The sequence below is a fragment of the Microvirga sp. P5_D2 genome, assembly GCF_054049475.1.
The window spans coordinates 1-23,939 of record NZ_JBFUMH010000039.1; the positions used below are offsets into that span (position 1 = coordinate 1).

A 23,939-nucleotide genomic window follows, 5' to 3' on the forward strand; every position below is an offset into this window, starting at 1 on the left:
AGCCGAGGCCGAGCGTCGCGATCGTGGCGGTAAGGTCGGATTCAAAGACGATCGGAGCGATGATCGCATAACTGAGAAATGCAATGATAATTGCAGCAACAGCCGCGAGCAGCACCGCTGAGCCCCATGAGAGGTTGAGGAGTGTGCCGCTGGACAAGCCATAAATCAAGAAAGCCGCGAACCCGGCGACGTTCCCGTGCGAGAAATTCACGACTCGTGAGCACTTGAAAATCATGACAAGCCCCAACGCGCCGAGCGCGTAGAGGCATCCGATAACCATGCCCGACCAGATCAGCGGAAAGAGATCGCGGGCGGCGCTGGAGACTGCTTCGACAACGGCGCTCATGACTCCTCATCCTCAGCCATAGCACCATCCTCGACGAGCTGAATAACTCCTGGGAAGTACCGTCCCCCCAGTCCTCGCTTGACAGCGGTCTCATAGTAGCGCCTTACGGTTTCAGCAGCCTTCAGCGGTACGCCCGTCTCTTGCGCGAGCTGAAAAACGTAATCGATGTCCTTTAGGACGTATTCCGGCGGGAAGGACCGTTCCGGGAAATCGCGCGGCAACATCGACTTGCGTGCATGATTGCGTAAGACGAAACTGTCGCCAGATCCCTTCGACACAGCATCGAGCAAGGTCGCGGGCGCGACGCCCGCCTTCTCGCCAAGCACCATCATCTCTGCCAAAGTCACGACGTTCTCGAACACCAGCATGTTGTTTACAAGCTTCAGCACCTGCCCCGAGCCAACGTCACCGCCGTGGGTGATATCGGTGGCGATATAGTCGAGCATCGGTTTTATGCGCTCGAAGATCTCGTTCGACGCACCGACCATAATGCTAAGCTCACCCCGCTGGGCTGCTTCACGTGTGCGGGCGACGGGCGCATCTGCAAAGGACATGCCTTTCTTGGCGAGGCGTGCTGCGACCTCTCGCGCCAGCGAAACGGCGGTGGTTGAAAGATCCACGACCACCGTACCTGGACGCGCAGACGCTCCGATCATCCCCTCACCGCAAACTTCTTCAACCTGCGGTCCGCCTGGAAGTGATAGGAAGATCACATTGGCCTCAGCCGCGAGATCTTTAATCGAGGTGGCCCGCTCGACCTTTGTGTCGCTAAGTGCCTCGAGGGCAGCGTTTGTGAGATCGAAGGCGAGAACGCGGCCGGAATGCTTGCGCGCTATATTTCTGCACATGGGACCACCCATGACGCCCAGCCCGATAAATCCAATTGTATCTGTGCTGTTCATTGCTCAATCCATCAACATGCCGCCGTTTACGTCTAAGACGGTCCCAGTGATCCAGTTTGACGCTGGGGAGCACAGGAACAGGATCGCTTGAGCGACATCCTCTGGCTGGCCGAACCGTCCGAGGGGTACATTGCCGTTCGCAGAAGGGGCACCTCGCTGCGTGACGGTTTCCCACATCGGTGTCTCAACCGGCCCTGGCGCAACCACATTTGCATGAACGCCCCTCGGCGCCCCCGCCTTGGCAACCCACTTCATAAGGCCATGGACCGCTGACTTTGCAGAGGTATAGGCTGGTCCGGAAGCAACACCGCCGATCTTCGCGGCGATCGAGCCTAGGGCCACGATCTTGCCGGAGCCCTGCTCTGACATGATCGGAAAGATTTCGCGCACTGGATTGACGACGCCCATGAGGTTTACGTCAAGCATCGCCCGCCATTCATCGTCCGTGGACTCGACAAGTGGCCTGTGCGAGATCGTACCCGCACAGAGCACGAGGACATCGATGCGCCCATGCTCATTCAAGATGTCTGAGACGATCGTCTTAGTTTCGTCTTGGGATGTCACGTCGTACCGGCGATACTTCATGCCCGCTGACCCAAAGTCGGCCCTCTCGGCGATATCGGTTGCAATTACTATGGCTCCCGCTTCGGCGAGCGTCAGCGCTGTAGCCTTTCCAATGCCGCCAGCGGCGCCAGTCACCATCGCTACGCGACCATCAAGACGCGCCGGAGCGCTGACCGGAACAGTGGTCATTCTTGTTTCCTTCCCATTTGGTTTTTGTGTGGGCCCCGGCCTCATGGGCCGGGGCGTCATTGCGATGCCGCGTTCAGTTGGCTGGCGCGTCGAACACGACGGAAGGATAGGGCCGGAACTCGCGCACGAGCGCGAACTGCCCATCCTTCGCCTGAATGATGCCTTCCTTCCGCGTGCCGCGGTGGTCTCCCTGGCGGAAGGAAACCCCCTGTGCTCCACCCACGGACACATTGTTGAGCGTCTCGAGAGCCAAAGCAAGGTTTTCACGTGTCAGCGGCTTGCCGCTATCGAGCAGAGCTTCGTAGCCCTTCGCGAACAGTGCAGCATTGCTCCAGCCATTGAGACCGAACACTCCGACTGGATCATTCGGGTAGGATTTTGCGATCGCCTGTCGATAGGCGGCCACCTGCGGCTCTTCGCTTGAGACTGGAAGCAGCCACGACGAGAAATACGTACCGTTCAGCAGGTCTCCAGCCAGCTTGAACGTTGACGGATCAGCGGTGAAGAACGGCGCAAACCACTTCACTTTGAGGCCCTGCAGATCGGCTGCCTTCAAAGCGGCCGCAAGGTTGGCGTTCGAGCCAAACAAAATCACGGCCTCTGCGCCAGAGTTCGCGACCCGCCGAATGTGCGGGCTGAAACTCGTTGTTTTCACGTCGAAGGGGACTGATTCAACAGGCTTCAGTTTGAGATGATCCATGTAGGCATCGAAGCCACGCTTGGCCGATTGTCCGAGTTCATCATTCTCCCAGAGCAGCGCGATCTTCTTGAGGCCGAGGTCGTTGACTGCATAGTCTACGTTCGACGCCGCAGACCACCCGTAATCCGGAAGCAGCGGGAAGACGTTGCGCTCTACGAAAAAAGCGCTCGCGCCGCCAATCGGCCCGATCATCGGCAAGCCGACTTCCTTGGCATACGGAATAACCGCAACATTCGTGGCTGTGCCCACGGGCGCCGAAAGAGCGAAAATGCCCTTGTCCGCTACTAACTGACGAGTGACGGCAACACTGCGAGCAGGGTCATAGCCGTCATCGTTCGTGATGTAATTGACCTTCCAGCCCTTGATACCGCCCGACTCATTGAGGTGCTTGAAGTAGGCATCGGCAGCATGGGTCAGGATCGAATAAAAGGGCACAGGCCCGGTCACGGGCGTAAACGCCCCAATCGTGACCACTTTATTCTTTTCGTCGATCCCGCTCTGCTGTGCATTGGCTGGAGCAGCCACCCCAAGTGTTAGCGCCAAGGTGGCGGCGACCGCAAAGCCTTCTCTAAGACCTAGTAACATTTGGATCCTCCCTTCGATTGTTAGCCGACGGACCGGTCTGCGTTCCACCGCATATTTTTGGAATCCGAGTCCTTCTTCACAACACTACTGGGGCAGCTTCGAGCGGTCAATACAAAATGCATTATGTATTTCATGTGACCACGGAACTGCAGCTGCATTATCTGGGCGCAGTGAAGCCGTCCTCTGTGGCCGCCGTATCCTTGGAGCCAAGTTGTGCGACCTGTCTCCAGAGCCTAAAAGCCTTACTATTTCATATATTAAGAAGAGGAGCTGACCGACTGTGCCGATTACCCGCATCGGACTTCTTGCCTACTCCTGGGCTCACGAAACCGCAGCTGTTTGGCGAAAGCTGCCCGTGGCCCCTTGGCCTAGAAAAATATATTGTGTATTGTGCATGGTCGAGTGAGGATAAATGYAAATTTCGTTACGTGGTCAATCGAGGCTCGTAACCCATGTGATTTCTGGGAGGTCAGATGAACGCTGGGGTTCTTTCCAATCGGACTGTATTGGAGCTGGGTAGTATGATTGCGGCCCCGTTCGCCACTCACATTCTGAACCAACTCGGGGCGAATGTGATTAAAATTGAGCCCCCGTCGGGCGAGACGACACGAAAGCTTGTCCGCGGGGGGCCAAGTGGGACGTACATAGCTTACAATAGAGGTAAAAAAAGTATCTGCTTGGACCTCCGAAGTGCCGAAGGCCAGGAAATCTTGCGAAGGCTGATACAGCACTCCGATATTGTTGTTCACAATCTATCCCCGGGAGCGGCACGACGGCTGAACATCAGCTATGACGATTGTGCAGTCATCAATCCAGAAATTATCTACTGCCACATCAAGGGGTATGGGCCTGGGCCGCTGGAGGATCAAATCGCCTCAAATCCGATTGCAGAGGCCGCCACAGGCGCAATGTACTCCAACCGTATCAATGGCAAGCCTTCGCGTCTCGGCCCGTCCTACCACGATCAGTTCGCCGGTTGTTATGCAGTGATGGCTGTTTTGTCCGCRCTTCTCAACACTGCAGACAAGAGCACCCGCAATATCGAATTGGGTCTGTACGAAACCGGCCTGCATATCGCTGCACGTGACCTTGTTGGAGTGCAGTTGAAATCACAGATCATGGGTAGGCCAGAACAGGAACCATCTCCAGAATTTAGCATCCCAGGATACGGAGCCTACGAGACCAAGGATAATCGATGGGTCTATCTTGTCATGCTTACAGATGAACACTGGAGGAAATTCTGTAACGCCGTATCGGTAGAAGCGAATCCTGAGCTCGCAACGCTGCGCCAGCGAAGACGGCAAAGGCCACTTGTCGAAAAGCTCGTTGGTTCGGCTGTTAAGTCGTTCAACTACGAGCAGATCACGGAAAAACTGTCTGCTGCGGGCGTTGGATTTACTGAGGTCCTTTCATCGGACAGGGTTCTTGATGCTCCTCAAGCGCGCGAGCCCAAGAAGTTTTCCGAGTTCTCCTTCGCCAACTTTAATTTCGAAGCGCCCGATCTTCCGCTTCCCTCCTGTATTGGAGAGGCCGAGCCGAATGTGTCTCCGCCGCTTCTTGGAGAGCACACTCGGGAGTTGTTGAACCAGATTGGCTATGCGGAAGAGAGCATTCAGTCGTTCATACAAAATGGTGTTGCTCTCGTTGCTGATCCAGGTGCGGAGTTGTGGGCGCCATCTCGTGAACCTGTTGGGTGAGCAGGTAAGGCATTTCTACGGCCAGGAGTATGATCCGGACATGGACAAGGTACGCGTGAGCGCGCCTTGTCTTAAGGTGTTCCATCCCCGGAAGCGCCGTAAAGACCTACCCCGTTATTCCGCTAGCCTGAGCAGCGAGGTTGAATTGTTCTCGGAACGAACCTTGCGCCCGAAGCCCAACTTCTGCGCCATGTCCTCCAGCACCGTGAGTGCGACCGGAACTACCACCAACGTGAGGATGGTAGAACTGATCAGGCCGACAATGACTGTATGGGCTATGCCAGCGCGCTGCGAGCCGCCCTCGCCCAGTCCCAAGACCATCGGGATCATGCCGAAGATCATGGCCAGCGTAGTCATCAGGATCGGACGGAGCCGCACCTCCGCCGCCTGCATGATCGCCGCGGAACGCTCCATGCCTGCTTTGCGGGCTTGGTTGACGAAGTCGACCAGAAGGATCGCATTCTTCACCATGAGACCCATGAGCATGATGAAGCCGATGGTCGACATCATGTTGAGTGTCGAGCCCCAGGCCAGCAACCCGAGGACCACGCCCACAAGGGACAATGGCAGGGACGCCATGATCGCGAGCGGCTGGAGGAAGCTGCCGAACTGCGATGCCAGGATGATGTAGATGAAGATCACCGCCATGAGCACGGCCGAGCCGGCATAGCCGGATGTCTCCTCGATGTTCTTCGCCGAACCGCCGGACACGAACTGATAGCCTGCCGGCAGCTTTACATCCCTGAGCGTGGCCCCGATTTCCGTAGTCACGTCGCCCGCAGGGCGCCCGCTGACGTTTGCGGTGACATGCACCTCGCGGGCAAGGTCGCGCCGGTTGATCTGGGATGGGCCGACGCCCGGCTCCAGCCTCGCGATCTCGCGCAGCGCCACCATGCGCGGCGTCCCGTCCTCGTTGGTCAGCCTGCTGGCGAGATAGAGCCGCGACAGGTCCTCGCGCGACTCGCGGCCGGTCTCAGGCAAGCGCACATTGACGTCATAGTGCTCGTCGTTGTGGGCACGGAAGCTTGAGGCATCCTCGCCGGACAACAGGGGCCGCAGCGTGTCGGACACCTGTTGCAGGCTCACCCCAAGATCGCTTGCCAGCTCGCGGTCGAGGGAAACCGCAATGGTGGGGCGGGCGGCCTTCAGGCTCGACTCCATGTCCACCACGCCCGGCACCTTCGCGATGATGGCAGAGGTCTCCTGTGCAATCCGGTCGAGCTCGTCGAGGTTCGGCCCCTGGATCGAGACCTGCACCGGCTTGCCGTCGCCCACGCCCGGCAGGCTGACGGCAAGGTCGATGCCGGGGATCGCCTTGAGGCGCTCGCGCATTAGGTCCACCAACTCGGTCGCCGAGCGCGTGCGCTCGTGGATGGGCTTGAGCGTGATCGCCACGCTGGCCTCGTTTTTGCCGGAAGCCTGGCCGCTGGCAACGGTCGCATAGGTGAAGGCTACCTCCGGGAATTCCTTGATGGCAGCCTCCGCCTGGCGCGCCTTAGTCTCCGTGTACTCCGGCGACGAGCCCACCGGGGCCGTGACCCTCACGGACAGCTCACCCATGTCGGCGGAGGGCACGAACTCGACGCCGATCAGCGGGGCACGAGGGCGAAGCTGCCCACGAAGATGCCGAGGGCCGCGACCATCACCACCCAGCGCCGCCGCAGGCTGAAGCGCATGAGCGGACGGTACACGGCGAGAATGCCCGCCGTCAGACCGTCTGACAGGCCCGCCATCCAACCGATGACGCCTCGCGGCTTTCGGCCGATCGACGGGTCGTGCCACACGCTCGAGAGCATGGGATCGAGCGTGAACGAAACGAAGAGCGAGATCAGCACCGCCACGGATACGGTGATGCCGAACTGGTAGAAGAACTTGCCGGTGATGCCGCCCATGAAGGCCACAGGGGCGCCTACACCAAGATGGCGTTCGCCAAACTCTATGACCGCAAGACACCGATCACTGCAGCAGACGTCCTCAACGACCGGGTCCTGCCGTTCTTTGATGCCCACGAGGTGAAGCTGTGTCGGGTACTCACCGACCGTGGCACCGAGTACTGCGGCAATCCCGAGCATCACGAGTACGAGCTAGATCTGGCGGTCGAGGACGTGGATCATTCCAGGACCAAAACGAAGAACCGACAAACCAATGGCATCGTCGGGCGCTTCCACATAAGGGTGCTGGACGAGTTCTATCGGATGGCCTTGCGTAAGAAGATCTATCGCTCGATTGCGGAGCTGCAGATCGATCTCGATGCCTCGGTAAGGAGTTATAATGAGGAGCGGCCGCATCAGGGCCGGTGGTGCTTTGGCAAGACGCCGATGCAAACCTTCTTGGATGCCGTGCCGCTGGCAAAGGAGAAAATGATTGCAGCCTGATCTGGTCGGACAGGCTCAACCCGATCACTCTCTGACGCCGATTGTCCGATCAAATACCGACTACTACACCTCAGTCTTCTCGGCTGGGAGAAATTTGTTTGTTCTGCCTCGCCGCCCGCATCGGTCTGCTCTCGCTACCTACCTCCACCGCTTACGAGCCATGGCGGCCTGGAAAGCCGCGGCAAACGTGCTCGCCTGAAGTCAACAAAGCAGGGCTTATCTCGTCAGGTTACCGTGACATCACCGTGAAGGGTCCTGTCCGGGCCACGACGGACCTGACCCTCCTTCGGCTTGAATGAACGGCGAGAAGGCTGACATCTGGCGGCGGTAAAGCATCCATTCCGGTTATGGCGGTGCGACCTCAAAATGCGAACGGTCCCAGTCTTTGAAGCCGTGGAACCGGCCGCCCCAGCGGATCGGCACGCCCAGTTCTGCGGCGGCCCTCCTCAGCGCAGTGGCAATCCTGTTCTGGGCCTGTGGATCAAAGAAGACCCGGCCCTCTTGGTCGAGCGGCCACAGGTCCACCGCATTGCCAGACCGGTGTGGGCTGTCCTGCGTCYTGGACCAGCCCCAGGCCACCGCCATCCGTTGSAGCCGRTCGTTGCGCCGCCCCGAGCCGATCACGAAGCGCAGGCTGGGATTGTCAGCCTGGGCCTTGCGCACCACCCTGGCGAGCAYCGGGTTGAGGGACCTGAGGTTAGCTTCATGATTGCCGACTGGGTCGGRGTTCCAGGTGTGGAACATCGCGAGCTGATCCCGCCCGAATTCATCCCKTACAGGAACGCGCGCGTAGACTCCTCCCGGCCCTTGCTGCGGATTGCCGGAGCCATCCGGCAATGTTGGTGACCCCCCGCCAAGTTCRGCCTGAGYGCTAGCATCYAGGCCGCATCCGAGGAGTGCGATGCCGAGCGCCCAGAGGYAGAGGRAGAGTACGATTCGAGCCATGCGGCCCGAACCGTCACAACTCAATGGTACCAAAGGAAGGCGGAACCCTTCGGCGTGGACGTGGAAACAGTGCAGAAATCGCGGCTACAACGGTAGCGCCGACGATCACGGGACACAATGCAGCTCTTCAGGAGCCTCGCGCCGCCCCTACAGGCGCGGCCCGAGCAAGAACCAACCATGGGCTCCCTTCACCCTGTCGGATTGCCGTCCGGAGTCGCCACGAAGATCAGAATGCCCATGATCAGGGCCGAGAAGCGGAAAGCGGATTCTATGCCATTCCATTGTATGGACATCCACATGCCGAACCATTCACCGCCAATCGCGATGAACCCGACCAGCCAGATCAGGAGGCAGGTGGTGAGGCCGATCACGGCGAGATTCTTGGCTCCGATGAACGCCGCAGGAGCCGAGATTGCCCTGAACATCTGGACGGCGCCAATCCAGCAAAGGAGAGCCGCCAGCACTTCAGACATGATGATCAGGAGGTAGGCCGCGTGATGCAGCGCCGGGCTCGCAATGGCCCGGTATAGGATCGTGGTGTCCGGAAAGACCGTATCCATTGACAAGACATGATTCACGAAGGCGAGGTTCGTCCCGTAATCAGTGATGTTGCCGAACGCGACGAGGCTGACCCAGAGGGCAACTGCCGCGACTAGGATCGATTTGGAAGTCCGGACAATCGTCATTGGCGCATCATGCTCGTCATTCGGCTCTAGAATTAGGCCGGTTTCCATCTCGCGGCGGTGCGCCACATTTAGTCAGTTCTCAAGCCGTATCCCCAAGCGGGCAGCCCGCATCCGACGTTACCCATCATGCTGGCTCGCGATCGGGGAGGGTTGAATATGTTGCTTCCGGCTTCTCCAGTTCACACGCCAGATAGCTGATGAAATCACTAGTTGTTTGGGTCAAGGTTCGCCCGAGCATGGTGAGGATTTGGAGATTTCGTTCAAGAAACCGGGACTCTCTGAAGGGAACGATGGCGACATGTTCGTCCCGCACCGCCATTCGGACGGAGATATAGGCGGAAAAGGTTACGGCAGAACCGAGCCTACAGAGTGTTAGGAGACTCGCGATGTTTGTTGAGGTGGCGACAGGCTCGAGCGCGATACCTTTGCTAGCGCAGTACATATCGAGCACCCGTCTGATGGTCGCAGCGTCATCAAGAATGGCGACCGGATATTTGAGCAGTTCGGATATATCCACCCTTCCCTGCCCGATCAAAGGATGGTTCGTGCCGGCAATGGCATAGGACGGCATCGCCTGTTGCCACTGAATTTTCACTCCCCCCTCTGGCGTTACTGAAAATGTGACGCCGACATCCACCTCTCCTTCCTGAACGGCCTTGACTACGCCAGCAGGCGAAAGAACCTTAATGTTGAACAGAATATGCGGTCGATCGCGCCGAAAAAAGTGAATCATTTCCGGAATGAAGCTGACGGCGAGCCCTTCCGTAATCCCGAGCCGGATCAGCCCACGGCCGGCACTGCTGAGTTCCCTGATCTCGTTGACGATCTGATCGCTCTCTAGAGCAGTTCGTTGAGCATAGGATGCCAGCAGCCGTCCGGCCTGGGTGAGGACCATGCCCCGCGAGCGCCGCTCAAACAGGAAAGCTCCCAACTCATCCTCAAGCTTCGCGATTTGCCGACTGACGGCTGAAGCCGCGACCCTCAAACGTTCGGCCGCCGCATTCACCGAGCCTGTTCTCGCCACCTCCAGGAAGTAGCGCAAAGCGGATTGGTTCATTTAGATGCGTTCCATTGCCGTAACGGCAACGATCCTTTCGAATCATTCTTATGGAAGCAAGGGGAAAGTCTTGGCAAGTTCGGAATGCTTTCAGCGCAGAGTCCGAACGGATCGGGATGCTGCCAGGAAAATTTTGAAACAAAACAACAATCGCAACTCCAGAGGACCGATAATGTCTCTTCTTCGAAAGGCGGCCACCCTAAGCCTTGCCTCGACAGCGCTGCTGACCGGCGTGTTCGGGAGTGTTGCCTTAGCAGGCAAGTCCGACAACACAATCCGTTTCGCCTATGATCAGGCTCCGGAGAGCGTCGACCCATTCTTCAATAACGTGCGCATCGGCGTTATCATCGGCCAGCACGTCTGGGACACGCTCGTGTACCGGGATCCGAACACCAATGAGTACAAGGGACAGCTTGCGACGGCTTGGCGTCAGGTCGACGACCGCACGCTTGAGTTCGACTTGCGTCAGGGCGTGAAATTCCACAATGGCGAGGAGTTCGATGCGGACGATGTCGTCTACACGATGAACTTCATCTCCAAGCCCGAGAACAAGGTTGTCACCCAGGCAAATGTCAGCTGGGTCGAAAAAGCCGAGAAGCTGGACAAGTACAAGGTCCGCATCACGACCAAGCAGCCTTTCCCTGCAGCCATCGAATATCTCTCGGGCCCGGTGGTCATCCACCCCAACGAGTATTACGAAAAGGTCGGCCCTAAGGGACAGAACGACAAGCCGGTCGGCTCAGGCCCCTACAAGGTGACGAACTACGTTCCGGGGAAATCAATCACTCTTGAGAAGAATCCGGACTACTTCAAGGAGTCCCCGAAGCCGCAGCCGAAGATCGCAAAGATCGATATCCGCTTCATCCCGGATCGTCAGACCCAGATGGCGGAAGCCATTTCGGGCGGCGTCGACTTCATCATGCATGTGCCGAAGGATCAGGCAGAGCAGCTCGAGGCGGTTCCGACCCTTCAGGTGGTTTCCGGGGAGACCATGCGCATCGTGTTTATGCAGATGAACACCCTCGAGGGTACGCCAAATCCGGCTCTCAAGGATGAGCGGGTGCGCAAGGCCATCATTCATGCCATCGACCGTGAAGGCATGGTGAAGTCCATCGTCGGTGCAGGCTCGCGTGTCCTCAACACCATCTGCTTCCCGTCTCAGTTCGGATGCACCGATGAGGGAGCCACCCGGTATGCTTATGATCCGGCCAAGTCAAAGCAGCTTCTGAAAGAAGCTGGCTTCGCCAATGGGCTCGAGCTCGACATCGTGGCATACCGTGAGCGCAACCAGACCGAAGCGCTGATCGGCTATCTCCAGGCTGTCGGCATCAAGACCAATCTGCGCTTCCTGCAATATGCAGCGATGCGCGAGAGCATCGCCTCTGGCAAGGCCATGCTCACGCACCAGACCTGGGGTTCGTTCTCGGTGAACGACACCTCCGCCGCGACGTCGAATTATTTCGGCTTCCGTTCGGAAGACATTACCCGCGATCCGCAGGTGCGCGATCTCCTGACCACGGGCGATACATCGGTCGATCCACAGGTTCGCAAGACCTCCTATCGTGAGGCGTTGAAGACCATTGCCGATAAGGCCTATGCGGTGCCACTGTACTCGCTGCCGGTTTATTACGTCGCCACGTCGGATCTCTCGTTCAAGGCCTACCCGGACGAGATGCCGCGCTTCTGGGAAATGTCCTGGAAGTAAGCGACAGATCTTGATGGAACGGTCCATTGTGGGCCGTTCCAAAAGAGATATCTGCTTTGGCCTTAGGCGAGCGTTCTTGCCGCGTCGAAAGGCGCCATGCACGCCTGCGCGAATTCATTCCAAAGTCCCGACCGTCGTTTCGCACTCTAGATAAGCGAGCGGCCTAATATTCGGGCAACACGGAGCAATGCCGTGATCGGCTATATTCTCAAACGTTTGGGCCTAGCGGTTCTCGTAGCGATTGCTGTTTCTGCGATCGCCTTCTTCCTCCTGCGCCTGTCGGGCGACATCGCCATGGCAATCGCCGGTGAAGGCTCCCAGGAAGCGGATCTTGTCATCATCCGCCAAACCTACGGCCTCGACCGGCCTCTGATCGTCCAATATGTCGACTGGCTATGGCAGACGCTCAAGGGTGATTTCGGCACATCGATCTATTTCAAAACCGAAGTCAGCAAGCTCGTCCTCGACAAGCTGCCGACGACGATCCTTCTCGGCTTCCTGGCACTTGGGTTCGCGCTGTTGATCTCGATCCCTCTTGGTGTATTGGCGGCCGTGTATACGAACACCTGGATCGACCGGCTGGCCCTCGCCATCGCAGTCGTCGGGCAGGCACTTCCGAACTTCTTCTTCGCACTGCTCCTAGTGATGATCTTCTCGATCACGCTGCGGTGGCTTCCGGTCTCCGGTTCGGGGACATGGCTGCATTTTATCATGCCAACGATTGCCCTTGGATATTACGTGGCTCCCGCCTTCATGCGTTTGATCAGGGCTGGCATGATCGAAGTGCTGTCCGCGGATTACATCCGCACGGCACGCGCGAAGGGGCTGCCTGCAGGAAAGATCGTCTTCAAGCACGCACTGCGCAACGCCGTGGTACCAGTGGTGGCTTTGACGGCCGTGCAGCTCGGCTTTCTCCTTGGCGGCTCCGTCGTCATCGAAACCATCTTCGCCCTCGATGGCCTCGGCTATCTCGCCTACCAGAGCATTACCTACAAGGATTTCCCTGTGATGCAGATCATCGTTCTGCTCTTGTCGGTCGTATACGTGCTTCTGACGCTTGCCTCCGACATCGCCAACGCGTGGCTCGACCCGCGCATCCGGGTGGCCTGACATGACCGATATCACTCTCTCCACTCCCAACGTTCTGGAATTATCTCCCGCCATGCGGCTTGTCCGCCGCTTTCTGGGCCAGAAGGCCTTCGTCATCGGTGGTGGCATCCTGGCTGTGATCGTCGCGCTGGCGCTCCTGGCTCCGGTGATTGCTCCCCACGACCCGTACACCCAAAATCTCGCCCTGCGGAATGTGCCGCCCTTCTGGTACCAGAAGGGATCCTGGCTGCATCCGCTCGGCACCGACCAATTGGGCCGTGATTACTTGTCCCGTGTACTCTACGGCGCTCGCATCTCGCTTCTGATCGGCGTGAGCGTGGTGCTCATTTCCGGCATCATCGGCACGACCATGGGCCTTCTTGCAGGCTATTTCGGCGGCAAGGTCGATATGGCCGTAACGTTCCTGGTCACGACCCGGCTGTCTATGCCGGTCATTCTGGTGGCGCTCGCTGTGGTGGCCATGGTCGGCGGCTCTCTGTGGGTCGTCATCCTCGTACTCGGCCTTCTCAAATGGGACCGCTTCGCCGTGGTGATGAGAAGCGCGACGCAACAAGTCCGCTCCCTCGACTATGTGGCTGCGGCAGAAGCTGCCGGGGCTTCGACCACTCGCATCATCGTGCGGGAGGTGCTGCCGAATATCGTACCGCATCTGATCGTCGTCGCAACCCTGGAAGCGGCGAGCGCCATCCTCCTCGAAGCAGCACTCTCCTTCCTGGGTCTCGGCGTTCAGCCACCCCTGCCCTCGTGGGGGCTCATGATCTCCGAAGCGAAGGCGTACATGTTCTTCTCGTTCTGGCTCATCGCCATCCCTGGATCGGCTCTCGCACTGCTGATCTTTGCTATCAATCTCGCGGGCGACGGCTTGCGCGACGTGATCTCACCGGAAGGGCGGACTTGATCCATGAGAGATACGATCCTTGAGGTCGACGGCCTGAACGTCGACATTTCCACCCCTCGCGGCACCCTGCATGCGGTCCGCGACATCTCCATCTCCGTCAAGCGCGGCGAGACACTCTGTCTCGTGGGAGAGTCCGGCTGCGGCAAATCCATGACGTCCTTGGCGATCATGGACCTCCTGCCGAAAGCCGCCAAGCACAACGCGCGCCGCCTCGCCTTTGCGGGCGAAGACCTTTCAAAGGTATCCAAGCGGCAGATCAATGCCTTGCGCGGCAACCGCATGGCGATGATCTTCCAGGAGCCGATGACCGCGCTGAACCCCGCCTATACCATCGGCAACCAGCTCGTGGAGGTCTATCGTCAGCACAAGAACGCGAGCGACGCGGAGGCCCGTGAACGTGCGGTCTTCCTGCTTGGCAAGGTTGGCATCGCCTCGGCAGGTGAGCGCCTCAGCCAGTTCCCGCATCAGCTCTCTGGCGGTCTGCGCCAGCGCGTCATGATTGCCATGGCGCTCATGTGCGGACCAGAACTCCTGATCGCGGACGAACCAACCACCGCCCTCGACGTGACGATCCAGGCTCAAATCCTGCGGCTTCTGGCTGATCTGCAGCGTGAACTCGGCATCGCAATGCTGCTGATCACGCATGATCTCGGCATCGTGGCCCGGATCGCGGATCGCGTCGCAGTCATGTATGCGGGCCAGATCGTCGAGGAAGGGCCAACTGCGTCGCTGTTCCGCAACCCGCAGCATCCTTACACGCAAGGATTGATCGACTGCATTCCGGTGCCGGGACGCACCGTGCCAGGCGGCCGATTGGGCGTCATTCCCGGTGTCGTGCCTTCGCTTGTCGGCGACATTCGCGGCTGCAGCTTCCGCGACCGCTGCAGCCGTACCCAGTCCATCTGCACCCAAGCACCACCTGTCCATGAAACCAAGGATGGCCAGAGGTGGCGCTGCATTCTGGAGACTGCAGCATGACAGCACTTCTCGAAGCTCAAGGCCTCACGCGCTCCTTCGGCGTCAGCCAGGGGATGTTCAAGGCGCGGCGCACATTGCACGCCGTCAACGGCATCAACCTCGATATCCGCAAAGGCGAAGTCCTCGGCATCGTGGGGGAGTCGGGCTGCGGGAAATCCACCCTCGCCCGCATGCTGCTCGGCCTCCTGCCACCGACGGCGGGCAGGATCGCCCTCGACGGGCAGGACATCCTTTCACTAGGGCGCAAGGGCATAGCGCGGCGCGTGCAACCCGTCTTCCAGGATCCCTATTCGTCACTCAATCCCCGCCGTACAATCGCGTCAATTGTGTCGCTGCCACTTGAGGTTCATGGCATCGGCAGTGCGAGCGAACGGCGCAATCTGACGCTCGATATTCTCGACAAGGTGGGCCTGCCCCAGCGCTTCGCCGACCGTTACCCGCGCGAATTGTCGGGCGGCCAACGTCAGCGTGTGGCGATTGCCCGTGCGCTCGTGATGAATCCGGAAATCGTGGTCTGCGACGAGCCGACTTCCGCCCTCGACGTCTCGGTGCAATCGCAGATCCTCAACCTGCTGGTGGATCTGCGGCGGGAGCTTGGCCTCACCTACGTGTTCATCAGCCACAACCTTGCCGTGGTCGAGCACATCGCGACCCGCGTGGCGGTTATGTATCTCGGTCGCGTGGTGGAGCTGGCCGAAACGGAGACTCTCTTCAAAGCGCCGCGCCATCCCTACACCAAGGCTCTGCTAACCTCGGTCTTGACGCCTGAACCCGGCGCCGGCATTCCGGAGACAGGGCTTGGGCTTGCCTTTCCGGATCCACTCAATCCGCCGCCCGGATGCCCGTTCCATCCGCGCTGCCCTGAGCGGCTGGCCCAATGCAGCACGATTACGCCCCGATTCACCCAGCACGGCAGCGATGCCGTGGCCTGCCACCTGCACGATCCCGAGTTGAGCGCCTCCGCTCCGCAGAACATGGTGACGCTCAATACCAATACTGCCCTCAAGCAAAAGGAAAACTCCTAAATGTCTCGCGAAGCGGCCATTACAAAGGCTGAAGCCTATTTCGAGTCCGGGGCGCTGAAGGCCGATCTTGCGCGCCTGATCGCCATGCCGACCGAAAGCCAGAACCCGGATCGCGCCGAGGTTCTCACGGCCTATATCGAGAGCGAGATGCGCCCGCTCCTGGAGAGCCTCGGCTTCACGTGCAAGACGCTGCATCATCCTAAGGCCAAGGGTCCATTCCTCTTCGCGGAGCGGATCGAAGACCCGGCTCTGCCGACCGTCTTCGGCTATGGACACGGCGACGTCATCCGCGGTCTCGACAAAGATTGGAGCGAGGGTCTCTCCCCCTGGACGCTCACGGAAGTCGGCGACCGCTGGTATGGCCGCGGCGTGGTAGACAACAAGGGACAGCACGTCATCAATATCGCGGGGCTGAAGGCCGTGCTTCAGACACGCGGCAAACTCGGTTTCAACGCCAAATATCTCATCGAGATGGGTGAGGAGATGGGCTCCCCCGGTCTGCGCGAGCTGTGCGAGGAGCAGAAGGAACTTCTGAAGTCGGATGTGCTCATCGCCTCCGATGGCCCTCGCCTCAACGCGGAGCGTCCGACGATCTTTCTCGGCTCGCGCGGTGGCGTGACTTTCGATATGTCGATCAATGCCCGTGACGGCGGCCATCATTCCGGCAATTGGGGCGGCCTGCTGTCGGATCCGGCGATCCAGCTCGCCCATGCGATTGCAACCATTGCCTCTCCGACCGGCCAGATCCGCATTCACGAGTGGGTGCCGAAAGAGGTTCCTGCGTCGGTGCGTCGGGCGCTGGCAGATTGCGAAGTCGACGGCGGCCCCGATGGCCCGACCATAGAACCGGAATGGGGCGAGCCTAGCCTGACCCCCGCCGAGCAGGTCTTCGGGTGGTGCTCGTTCGACGTGCTGGCCATGAAGTCCGGCAATCCCGAGACCCCTGTGAATGCCGTTCCGCCGAGCGCTTGGGCACGCTGCCAGTTGCGCTTCGTCGTGGGCGTGAATCCCGATGAGGTTCTTCCGGCCCTGCGTCGCCATCTTGACCGGCACGGCTTCACCATGGTCGAGATCGCCAAGAGCCGTGAGGAGATTTTCCATGCCACCCGGCTCGATCCGGAAGATCCGTGGGTGCATTGGGTCATGAACTCGCTTGCCAAGACGACCGGCAAGAAGCCGGCCATCCTGCCGAATCTCGGCGGCTCCCTGCCCAATGACATCTTTTCGGAGATCCTGGGGCTGCGGACCATCTGGGTGCCCCATTCATACCCGGGCTGCTCCCAGCATGCCCCCAACGAGCATCTGCCGGTAGCCATTGCCCGCGAGGCTCTTTCTATGATGGCAGGACTCTATTGGGATCTCGGCACCGGAGACGTTCCGCCGATCGCTAAGGCTTAAACATCACAAGGGCGGATGCTGGACATTCGGCATCCGCCCATTGCATTGCGACTGCGCGTCCGGGCCGCAGCTTAAGGGCTGTGACCAAAAGAGTTTTTCATGACCTCACTCATCAAACGGGAATGGTACACGATCGCCATCCTCGGGATGGTTGTACTGGCCTCGTTCCTGCCGATCAGCAGTGAGCCTGCCCATGCTTTCTCCATCGGTACACAGGCAGCCGTTACACTCCTCTTTTTCCTGCATGGTGCCCGCCTGTCCCGGGACGTCGTTCTGGCCGGCCTGATTCAATGGCGGCTGCACCTCTTCGTGCTTGCCACCACCTTCGTGATCTTTCCGATCCTCGGATTGATCCTCATTGCCCTGCCGAGCCTGGCAACCTCGGCGCTCGGCATAGGCATCCTGTTCCTGTGCGTCCTGCCATCAACCGTTCAGTCTTCGATCGCCTTCACGTCCATTGCAGGCGGCAACGTCCCGGCAGCGATCTGTTCCGCCTCGGCGTCGAACATCCTAGGCATGTTCCTGACCCCGCTTCTGGTCGGATTTCTGTTCCATACGCAAGGCAACAGCGGCATCCCGCTCGATGCCGTCGAAAGCATTCTCCTGCAGCTGCTTGCTCCCTTTGTCCTGGGTCAGCTCGTCCAGCCGCGGATCGGCCGATGGCTGGGTCGGCACAAGATTCTCACGCAAATCGTGGACCGAGGCTCGATCCTCATGGTCGTCTATGGAGCCTTCAGCGAAGCCACGATCAGCAGCCTGTGGCACAGCCTGTCCATCGGCCATCTCACCGCCATTGTGGCAATCGACATCGCGCTTCTCGCTGTAGTGTTGTGCTTCACGTACTTCGTCAGCGGCTGGCTCAAGTTCGATCGTGAGGATCGGATTGCCATCACGTTCTGCGGCTCCAAGAAGAGCCTCGCCTCCGGTGCACCGATGGCAAGCGTGATCTTCGCTGGCCAGAATATCGGCGTGGTCGTTCTTCCGCTCATGCTTTTCCGCCAGATTCAACTGATGGCATGCGCGGTCCTTGCCCGTCGCCTCGCGAGCAGCGGTCGAGAGATGGACAGAGAGCTGGTGGAAGCTCGCTGACACTTCAGTTCCCCAAATACAAAGCGAGCAACGCTATGCATATGCAGGATTCGCAAGCGATCATCCACTGGCTTGGCGAGCAGCAGGAAACGATGGTCCAGCTCCTCTCTGACTTGGTCAACATCGACTCCGGCTCTTACGACAAAGCTGGCGTGGATGCAGTGGGAACTCGACTCATTCGGTTCTTCTCGGAACATGGCATTGAAGTGTCGGTGACACCTCACGCAGAATTCGGCGACATACTCCGTGCGGAAAGCGGCGATGTCCGCCGAGATGAGCGCCGGCACAACGTCCTGTTGCTGGGTCATCGGGATACGGTCTTTCCGACCGGGGAAGCCTCACGGCGGCCGTTCAGCATCAAGGATGGGCGCGCCTATGGTCCGGGCGTCGCCGACATGAAAGCCGGCCTGGTGATGAAAGCGTTTGTCATGGCGGCATTTAAACGCTTCGCGCCTCAGATCCCCCTTGTCGTGATGATGACGGGCGATGAGGAGATCGGCTCCAACGCATCGCGGGATTTCATCATGCAGGAAGCCAAGAGTGCCCTTGCGGTGTTCAATGCTGAACCGGGACGGGCTTCCGGCAATATTGTGACAGGCCGCAAAGGCGGCCTGAGCTATCGTCTCGACATCAGCGGGAAAGAGGCTCACTCCGGCGTAAATTTCACCGAGGGGGCGAGCGCCATTGCAGAGCTTGGACATAAGATCGTCGCCCTACATGACCTGACCCATATCGAAGACGGAGTCACGGTCAATGTTGGCTTGGTATCCGGTGGCCAGTCAGTAAACACGACTGCAGCTCATGCGAGTGCTGGATTCGAAGTGCGCTTCATGACCAATGAGCAGCGCGATGTCGCCATGATGGCTATCGAGGCCATCATGGCGACATCGAAGATTCCTGGAACGGCAATAAAGCTGGTCCGAAAGAGCAATTTTCTGGCACTCGTACCGACGGCCGAAAGCGAGAAGCTCGCAGCGTCTTATCTCCAGTCGGCCCGCAATTTCGGCATTATTGTGGAGGGTGAGTTTACCGGCGGCTGTGCCGATTCCGGCTTTACTGCAAGCGCAGGTGCCCCAACCTTATGCGGAGTAGGACCGGTCGGCGGCAAAGCCCATACTGCCGACGAGTATATCGAGCTACATACCCTCCACCAGAGAGCTCAAATTGTGGCAGAAACAATCAGAAAAGTCTTGGACGCTTAGCTACCGCAGCTGATTCACATCCACGCGCTCAGGAATCAACATCATCGGAAACGGTCCAGACAATGTGAACGAGGATGCTCAGGCCGCTGGAGACATGGCGCTCGGCTTAGTCTTTCCGGTCAATGGAATTGTACTAGGTCATGATCCCGACTTGGTCGCCTATTTCCAACAGGCGGGCGCTAGTTGTCCTGGATCCTTCGTAGCACATGTTTCGGCGGCCGAGACGCAAGCAGGCCATAAGCCGAGCAGCATTCGTGAGGCGAATCAAGGTGAGGGATGCAACACACCAGCAAACTTCAGCTCGGGGTCACAATAGGAATCTCCCCTAGCCTTCAGGAACACCTACTTTGCCGTCGTAAACGGACATCTGAGCATCTTCCGTGATGTGTCTGTAAATGGCGGTCTGGGACTGCAAGCCTGCCGAATTTCGCCGAACAAACATTCTTGACAAGAAGTTCCACTAGACGCGTACAGAAGCTGATCTCAATCTGCGCCTGACCCCGTGAAGGGTACTGTCAACTTGACGCCCGATCGGCACAGCTGCCGCAAGTGCAGCGCTCAAGCCAGTCCCAATCAACTTACGAGGGCAGCACCAGTCGCATCGCGCCAGGAAACGAAAGCGCGGTCGCGGGCCACGCGGTACTCACTGGCGGAAAGGCGATGGCGGCGGAGTTGGAAGTGGTTATGGATGGGAGTGTGAATCGAGAGAAACTGCTGCGCATGCTGGACTGACCTGAACCGCCTCATGTGGCGTTCCCGTCGTCGGGTCGGTTGGTGCGAGACTTCACAGCGGTTGTTGAGATATCGGCTCTGCCGATGTTCAACACCGGGCAGGATCTCGCGTTTGGCGGCACCATAGGATGCAAGTTTATCCGTTACGATCACCTTTGGCACGTAGCACAAACCCTTCAGCAGTTTGCGAAAGAAGCGCTTGGCCGCCTTCTTGTTGCGGCGGCTCTGGACCAACACGTCGCGCACGTTGCCGTGCTGATCAATCGCGCGCCAGAGGTAGTGCAGTTTGTCCCGGATGCGAACAAACACTTCATCCAGAAACCACTTGTCACCAGGTTGCGGCCGACGCCGTCTGAGGGTCTTGGCTAAGACCCGTCTGAAGCGCAGGCTCCACTCCCGGATGGTCTCGTAGCTGACCACGACACCTCGCGCGGCGAGGATCAACTCGACCTCACGCAAGCTGAGGCTAAAGCAGTGATAGAGCCAAACCGCCTGGTTGATGATTTCAGCCGGGAAACGGTAGCCGCGGTACGGATTAGGCGTCGTGCTCATGTCCAAGACCCTGCCACAGGCCCCGACCTATGCCAACCTGACAGTACCTTTGCCGACTGCTTGCGTGAGGCGTTTGGAGAGCCGCCGTATTGGGAGCATTGACGGCGCGCCCAGCGATAAACCCAATGCTGCCATCACACGTCGGGCTGGGCTTTTGGCAGCACTTCGATGCATCGGCAGGTCCGCTTGGGGTCGAGCCTGTGTCAAAACGTGGACGGGCCGCCCCGTGGAGCAATTTGATTTCTTGCGAGCCCGAATAGACCGGGAAATCCCCGGTACAGGCCAGTGAACTTGTACAAATAGTTCGTTGAGGCGAGGCTCGTCCGAGTTTTGACACAGGGTCGGTCAGACACAGCCGCTCAGCGACGCCGTGTGAAGGTCGGCTTGTCGTGCATTTTCGTACGTGCACTGCCCAGAGCAACGTGAGCCAAGCCTGTTGGAGGCTCTAACTTCGTCTGCTTTTGCCCATGGCTTCACCAGCAAACAATAAGGCGCGGCCGCAGACACGGAGAAGCTATAAAAACCCCGCCGGTTTAGGGCTTGAGGTGGTGGCGCAATAGGCGTGGGACCTGGGAAACCCGCATCAAAAGCCGGATGCTCAATCCGGCCTTGAGAGGGTAATACGGTCGTATCATTGCCAGAGCCGGGGCCAGACGATGGCTGAGCTGTTCACTGACAATATTCTCTAGCCGTCCACAGCATGAGGGGCTGGTTCGAGGTTCGGCGGACTTGACCTTCAGGACGCCTGCACCTCTTCCATCAGCCAGTTCCGGAAAGTCTCCAGCCCCGGACGAATAGGGCGATCCTCCGGTGTCGTGAACCAATAGGCGTTGCGGCTTTTGAAGCCGAGACCTGCCGGATTGACCAATCGTCCTGCCTCGAGTTCCTCCTGCACAAGCCGGCGCGGAACGAGCGCAAGGCCCTGGCCGGCTATCGCCGCACGGATAACGAGCGAATAAAACCCGAACCGAGTCGTATGCACCGGCGTGAAACCATGGAGCCCATGGGCCTCGGCAAACTCGCTCCAGCGCAGGGGCGTTTGAAAATGATCGAGCACGGTATAGCGGCGCACATCCTCCGCCGTCTCGATGCCGCCCAGGCGCGCGACGAAGGCGGCTGCGCCAACGAGAGCAACGTCGCGGCCGAACAGGTAACTGCCTCGATGCCCCAGCCACTCACCTTCCCCGAACCGGAAGACCCCATCGGCCGCTTCCTCCGTGTCCGTCGTCACGAAAGTCGTGAACTGCACGTCGATCTCTGGATAGCGTTCCGCAAACCGCGAGAAGCGCGGCACGAGCCACCGATCGCCAATGATCGGCAGCACATGGAGCCGGACCGACCAAGGCGAGGCCTTGAGGGCAGAGACCTGCGTGTTGCCGGCTTCAAGCTCCGCCAGGGCCCGGCGAACATGCTTTACGTAGATCCGTCCGGCTTCCGTCGGCACGAGACCACGGTTGCCGCGAGCGAACAGGGAAATTCCCAGTGTCTCCTCCACCCCGCGTAGATGTTTGCTCACCGCGCTCTGAGTCAGGTTGACGGCCGAGGCAGCGGCGGAGGCTGTGCCGTGCTCGGCAACGGCGAGAAGTACGCGTAGGGCGGTTATGGAGCCTGGGAGGCGCTGGATCGTCATGGAACAGAGTAACCGAGGAGAGAAGAGGACCGAGAGCTACTTCTATTCTAAAATAGAATACCAAGGCGACATAATTTCATTTGCCAGCCGAAGTTCCCCTTGGGAAACCAAAGGAAAAGGAGATCGGCATGACATCGACCACCGTTCTGTGGGCCTCACGCTTCCGCTCGGGTCCTGCCCCAGAGCTTATGGCCCTCTCGCGCTCCGATCCCAGCCATTTCCGCCTTGCGGCTTATGATCTCGCCGCCTCATTCTCCCATGCGCGCGAGCTTGTGAGAGCCAAGCTCCTCACCCAAGAGGAGGGCGACGCAATCGAGGCGGCTCTTGCGGACCTCAAAGCCGAAATCGGCACCGGATCCCTCGTTCCATCGGAACAAGACGAGGATGTGCACACTTTTCTGGAGCGTAAGCTCACCGAACGGCTCGGCCCCCTCGGCGGCAAGCTCCGGGCCGGACGCTCGCGCAACGACCAAGCGGCTAACGATCTCAAGCTCTATCTGCGCGATCGGGCTCGCCGCATCGCCATCGACCTGTTGGCCCTGCAGGATGCTCTTGCGTTTCAGGCGGAACAGCATCTCGAGACCGTAGCCCCCGGGTTTACCCATCTTCAGCCTGCGCAGCCGGTGAGCTTTGCGCACCAACTCCTTGCTCATGCTCAGGGCTTCGCCCGTGACATCGAGCGCATGCAGGATTGGGATCGGCGCGCGGCACGCTCCCCGCTGGGCGCTGCGGCGCTTGCAGGATCGGCCATTGCCAAATCGCCGGAATCCTCCGCCCGTGAGCTCGGTTACGACGCACCTTGCGAAAACTCCATCGATGCGGTTGGCAGCCGCGATCACGTCGCGGAGTTTCTCTTCGTAACCGCGATGACCGGCGTGAACCTGTCCCGTTTGGCCGAGGAGATATTCCTGTGGTCCTCGCGCCAGTTTCGCTGGATCGCGCTCGACGATGCCTATGCCACCGGCTCATCCATCATGCCGCAGAAAAAGAATGCCGACATTGCGGAACTGACTCGCGGTCGGGCCGCGCGCCTCATCGGTGCACTCGGGACGATGCTGACCGCACTCAAAGGATTGCCCTTTGCTTACAATCGCGATCTCGCTGAGGATAAGCGGGCCGCATTCGAAGCCATCGATACCCTCGCCCTCGTGCTTCCGGCCATGGCCGGAATGGTTCGGACGATGCGGGTCGATGTGGATGAAGTGAGCCGCCAGGCGACCGATGGATTCACGCTAGCCACCGAAGTGGCCGACTGGCTTGCGCGCCAGGGTGTTCCGTTCTCGGAGGCCCACGAGATCACCGGCCGCTTGGTTCGATATTGCGAGGACCGCAATATCGGCCTTGAGGATCTGAGCGCCACGGATCTGTCGATCGTGGATTCGCGCCTGGACGCAGCCCTTATGACGAACCTGACGCCGGATGCCGCCATCAGGGCCCGAGACGGCTATGGCGGGACGGCGCCGCTTCGGGTCGCCGAACAGCTTGCCCGCCTGCGCATGGATTTTGATAAACAGCGCGAATGGGCGATGCATTATGACGGCCCTCGGATCTGAACAGGCACGAATAGAGAGAAC

At 59.3% G+C, this 23,939-nt stretch carries 21 protein-coding genes and 2 pseudogenes; 12 read left to right on the top strand and 11 right to left on the bottom strand.

The window, feature by feature from the left end; all coding sequences use genetic code 11:
• From ACXJKO_RS12785 to ACXJKO_RS12800, 4 genes are all read right to left on the bottom strand, one after another.
• Nucleotides 1–346 (bottom strand): ABC transporter permease subunit (locus ACXJKO_RS12785; RefSeq protein WP_457091472.1); only part of this gene is annotated, 346 nt, incomplete at its 3' end.
• Nucleotides 343–1,248: an NAD(P)-dependent oxidoreductase gene (locus ACXJKO_RS12790; protein WP_457091473.1), complete on the bottom strand. Its 906-nt coding sequence runs from the start codon at nt 1,246–1,248 to the stop codon at nt 343–345. The genes ACXJKO_RS12785 and ACXJKO_RS12790, both read right to left, overlap by 4 nt.
• 3 nt (nt 1,249–1,251) lie before the next feature.
• Nucleotides 1,252–2,001: an SDR family NAD(P)-dependent oxidoreductase gene (locus ACXJKO_RS12795; RefSeq protein WP_457091474.1), complete on the bottom strand. Its 750-nt coding sequence runs from the start codon at nt 1,999–2,001 to the stop codon at nt 1,252–1,254.
• Nucleotides 2,002–2,074: 73 nt separating this feature from the next.
• On the bottom strand, nt 2,075–3,286 hold the full coding sequence (locus tag ACXJKO_RS12800) for an ABC transporter substrate-binding protein (protein ID WP_457091475.1): 1,212 nt from the start codon (nt 3,284–3,286) through the stop codon (nt 2,075–2,077).
• Between the two features lie 473 nt (nt 3,287–3,759).
• On the opposite strand from ACXJKO_RS12800, the gene ACXJKO_RS12805 reads away from it, so the two are divergent.
• Nucleotides 3,760–4,983 (top strand): CaiB/BaiF CoA transferase family protein, encoded by a 1,224-nt coding sequence (locus tag ACXJKO_RS12805; protein ID WP_457091476.1) that lies wholly within the window; start codon nt 3,760–3,762, stop codon nt 4,981–4,983.
• A gap of 114 nt (nt 4,984–5,097) precedes the next feature.
• On the opposite strand, the gene ACXJKO_RS12810 is transcribed toward ACXJKO_RS12805, so the two are convergent.
• Nucleotides 5,098–6,528 carry an efflux RND transporter permease subunit gene (locus tag ACXJKO_RS12810; RefSeq protein ID WP_457091477.1) on the bottom strand — a complete coding sequence of 477 codons (1,431 nt, stop codon included), beginning with the start codon at nt 6,526–6,528 and terminating at the stop codon, nt 5,098–5,100.
• Nucleotides 6,529–6,572: 44 nt separating this feature from the next.
• A complete protein-coding gene (locus ACXJKO_RS12815; RefSeq protein WP_457091478.1) occupies nt 6,573–6,875 on the bottom strand; it encodes an efflux RND transporter permease subunit in 303 nt (100 codons plus the stop codon).
• Nucleotides 6,876–6,893: 18 nt separating this feature from the next.
• On the opposite strand from ACXJKO_RS12815, the pseudogene ACXJKO_RS12820 reads away from it, so the two are divergent.
• Nucleotides 6,894–7,358, top strand: a pseudogene (locus ACXJKO_RS12820) (integrase core domain-containing protein); the annotation flags it as partial.
• 64 nt (nt 7,359–7,422) lie between these two features.
• Nucleotides 7,423–7,557: pseudogene (locus ACXJKO_RS12825) on the top strand (IS6 family transposase); the annotation flags it as partial.
• Between the two features lie 146 nt (nt 7,558–7,703).
• On the opposite strand, the gene ACXJKO_RS12830 reads toward ACXJKO_RS12825, so the two are convergent.
• From ACXJKO_RS12830 to ACXJKO_RS12840, 3 genes are all read right to left on the bottom strand, one after another.
• The gene (locus ACXJKO_RS12830) at nt 7,704–8,102 is read right to left on the bottom strand and encodes a M15 family metallopeptidase (RefSeq protein ID WP_457091479.1); all 399 of its coding nucleotides are present in this window, start codon (nt 8,100–8,102) and stop codon (nt 7,704–7,706) included.
• A gap of 389 nt (nt 8,103–8,491) precedes the next feature.
• Nucleotides 8,492–8,989 (bottom strand): DUF2165 family protein, encoded by a 498-nt coding sequence (locus tag ACXJKO_RS12835; protein ID WP_457091480.1) that lies wholly within the window; start codon nt 8,987–8,989, stop codon nt 8,492–8,494.
• Between the two features lie 124 nt (nt 8,990–9,113).
• Entirely contained in the window at nt 9,114–10,046 is a 933-nt protein-coding gene (locus ACXJKO_RS12840) for a LysR family transcriptional regulator (RefSeq protein ID WP_457091481.1), read from the bottom strand.
• Nucleotides 10,047–10,218: 172 nt separating this feature from the next.
• Between ACXJKO_RS12840 and ACXJKO_RS12845 the strand changes: the two genes are divergently transcribed.
• The 8 genes from ACXJKO_RS12845 to ACXJKO_RS12880 all read left to right on the top strand — a co-directional run bounded on the left by ACXJKO_RS12845 (nt 10,219) and on the right by ACXJKO_RS12880 (nt 19,451).
• Nucleotides 10,219–11,751 carry an ABC transporter substrate-binding protein gene (locus ACXJKO_RS12845; protein ID WP_457091482.1) on the top strand — a complete coding sequence of 511 codons (1,533 nt, stop codon included), beginning with the start codon at nt 10,219–10,221 and terminating at the stop codon, nt 11,749–11,751.
• A gap of 192 nt (nt 11,752–11,943) precedes the next feature.
• Nucleotides 11,944–12,861 carry an ABC transporter permease gene (locus ACXJKO_RS12850; protein ID WP_457091483.1) on the top strand — a complete coding sequence of 306 codons (918 nt, stop codon included), beginning with the start codon at nt 11,944–11,946 and terminating at the stop codon, nt 12,859–12,861.
• A 1-nt stretch (nt 12,862) separates the two neighbouring features.
• Nucleotides 12,863–13,759 (top strand): ABC transporter permease, encoded by an 897-nt coding sequence (locus ACXJKO_RS12855; RefSeq protein WP_457091484.1) that lies wholly within the window; start codon nt 12,863–12,865, stop codon nt 13,757–13,759.
• A gap of 3 nt (nt 13,760–13,762) precedes the next feature.
• Nucleotides 13,763–14,737, top strand: coding sequence for an ABC transporter ATP-binding protein (locus ACXJKO_RS12860; protein ID WP_457091485.1), 975 nt, complete (start codon nt 13,763–13,765; stop codon nt 14,735–14,737).
• Nucleotides 14,734–15,762 carry an ABC transporter ATP-binding protein gene (locus ACXJKO_RS12865; protein WP_457091486.1) on the top strand — a complete coding sequence of 343 codons (1,029 nt, stop codon included), beginning with the start codon at nt 14,734–14,736 and terminating at the stop codon, nt 15,760–15,762. Before ACXJKO_RS12860 ends, ACXJKO_RS12865 begins: the two co-directional genes overlap by 4 nt.
• Nucleotides 15,763–17,160: a M20 family metallopeptidase gene (locus tag ACXJKO_RS12870; protein ID WP_457091487.1), complete on the top strand. Its 1,398-nt coding sequence runs from the start codon at nt 15,763–15,765 to the stop codon at nt 17,158–17,160.
• A gap of 99 nt (nt 17,161–17,259) precedes the next feature.
• Entirely contained in the window at nt 17,260–18,249 is a 990-nt protein-coding gene (locus ACXJKO_RS12875; protein ID WP_457091488.1) for a bile acid:sodium symporter family protein, read from the top strand.
• Between the two features lie 35 nt (nt 18,250–18,284).
• The gene (locus tag ACXJKO_RS12880; protein WP_457091489.1) at nt 18,285–19,451 is read left to right on the top strand and encodes a M20 family metallopeptidase; all 1,167 of its coding nucleotides are present in this window, start codon (nt 18,285–18,287) and stop codon (nt 19,449–19,451) included.
• Nucleotides 19,452–20,024: 573 nt separating this feature from the next.
• On the opposite strand, the gene ACXJKO_RS12885 is transcribed toward ACXJKO_RS12880, so the two are convergent.
• Nucleotides 20,025–20,735, bottom strand: coding sequence for an IS6 family transposase (locus tag ACXJKO_RS12885; protein ID WP_457091490.1), 711 nt, complete (start codon nt 20,733–20,735; stop codon nt 20,025–20,027).
• Nucleotides 20,736–21,471: 736 nt separating this feature from the next.
• Nucleotides 21,472–22,365 carry a LysR substrate-binding domain-containing protein gene (locus ACXJKO_RS12890; protein WP_457091491.1) on the bottom strand — a complete coding sequence of 298 codons (894 nt, stop codon included), beginning with the start codon at nt 22,363–22,365 and terminating at the stop codon, nt 21,472–21,474.
• Between the two features lie 128 nt (nt 22,366–22,493).
• Here ACXJKO_RS12890 and argH point away from each other — a divergent pair, with 128 nt between their 5' ends.
• On the top strand, nt 22,494–23,918 hold the full coding sequence (gene argH, locus ACXJKO_RS12895) for an argininosuccinate lyase (protein ID WP_457091492.1): 1,425 nt from the start codon (nt 22,494–22,496) through the stop codon (nt 23,916–23,918).
• The last annotated feature ends 21 nt before the right edge of the window (nt 23,919–23,939 follow it).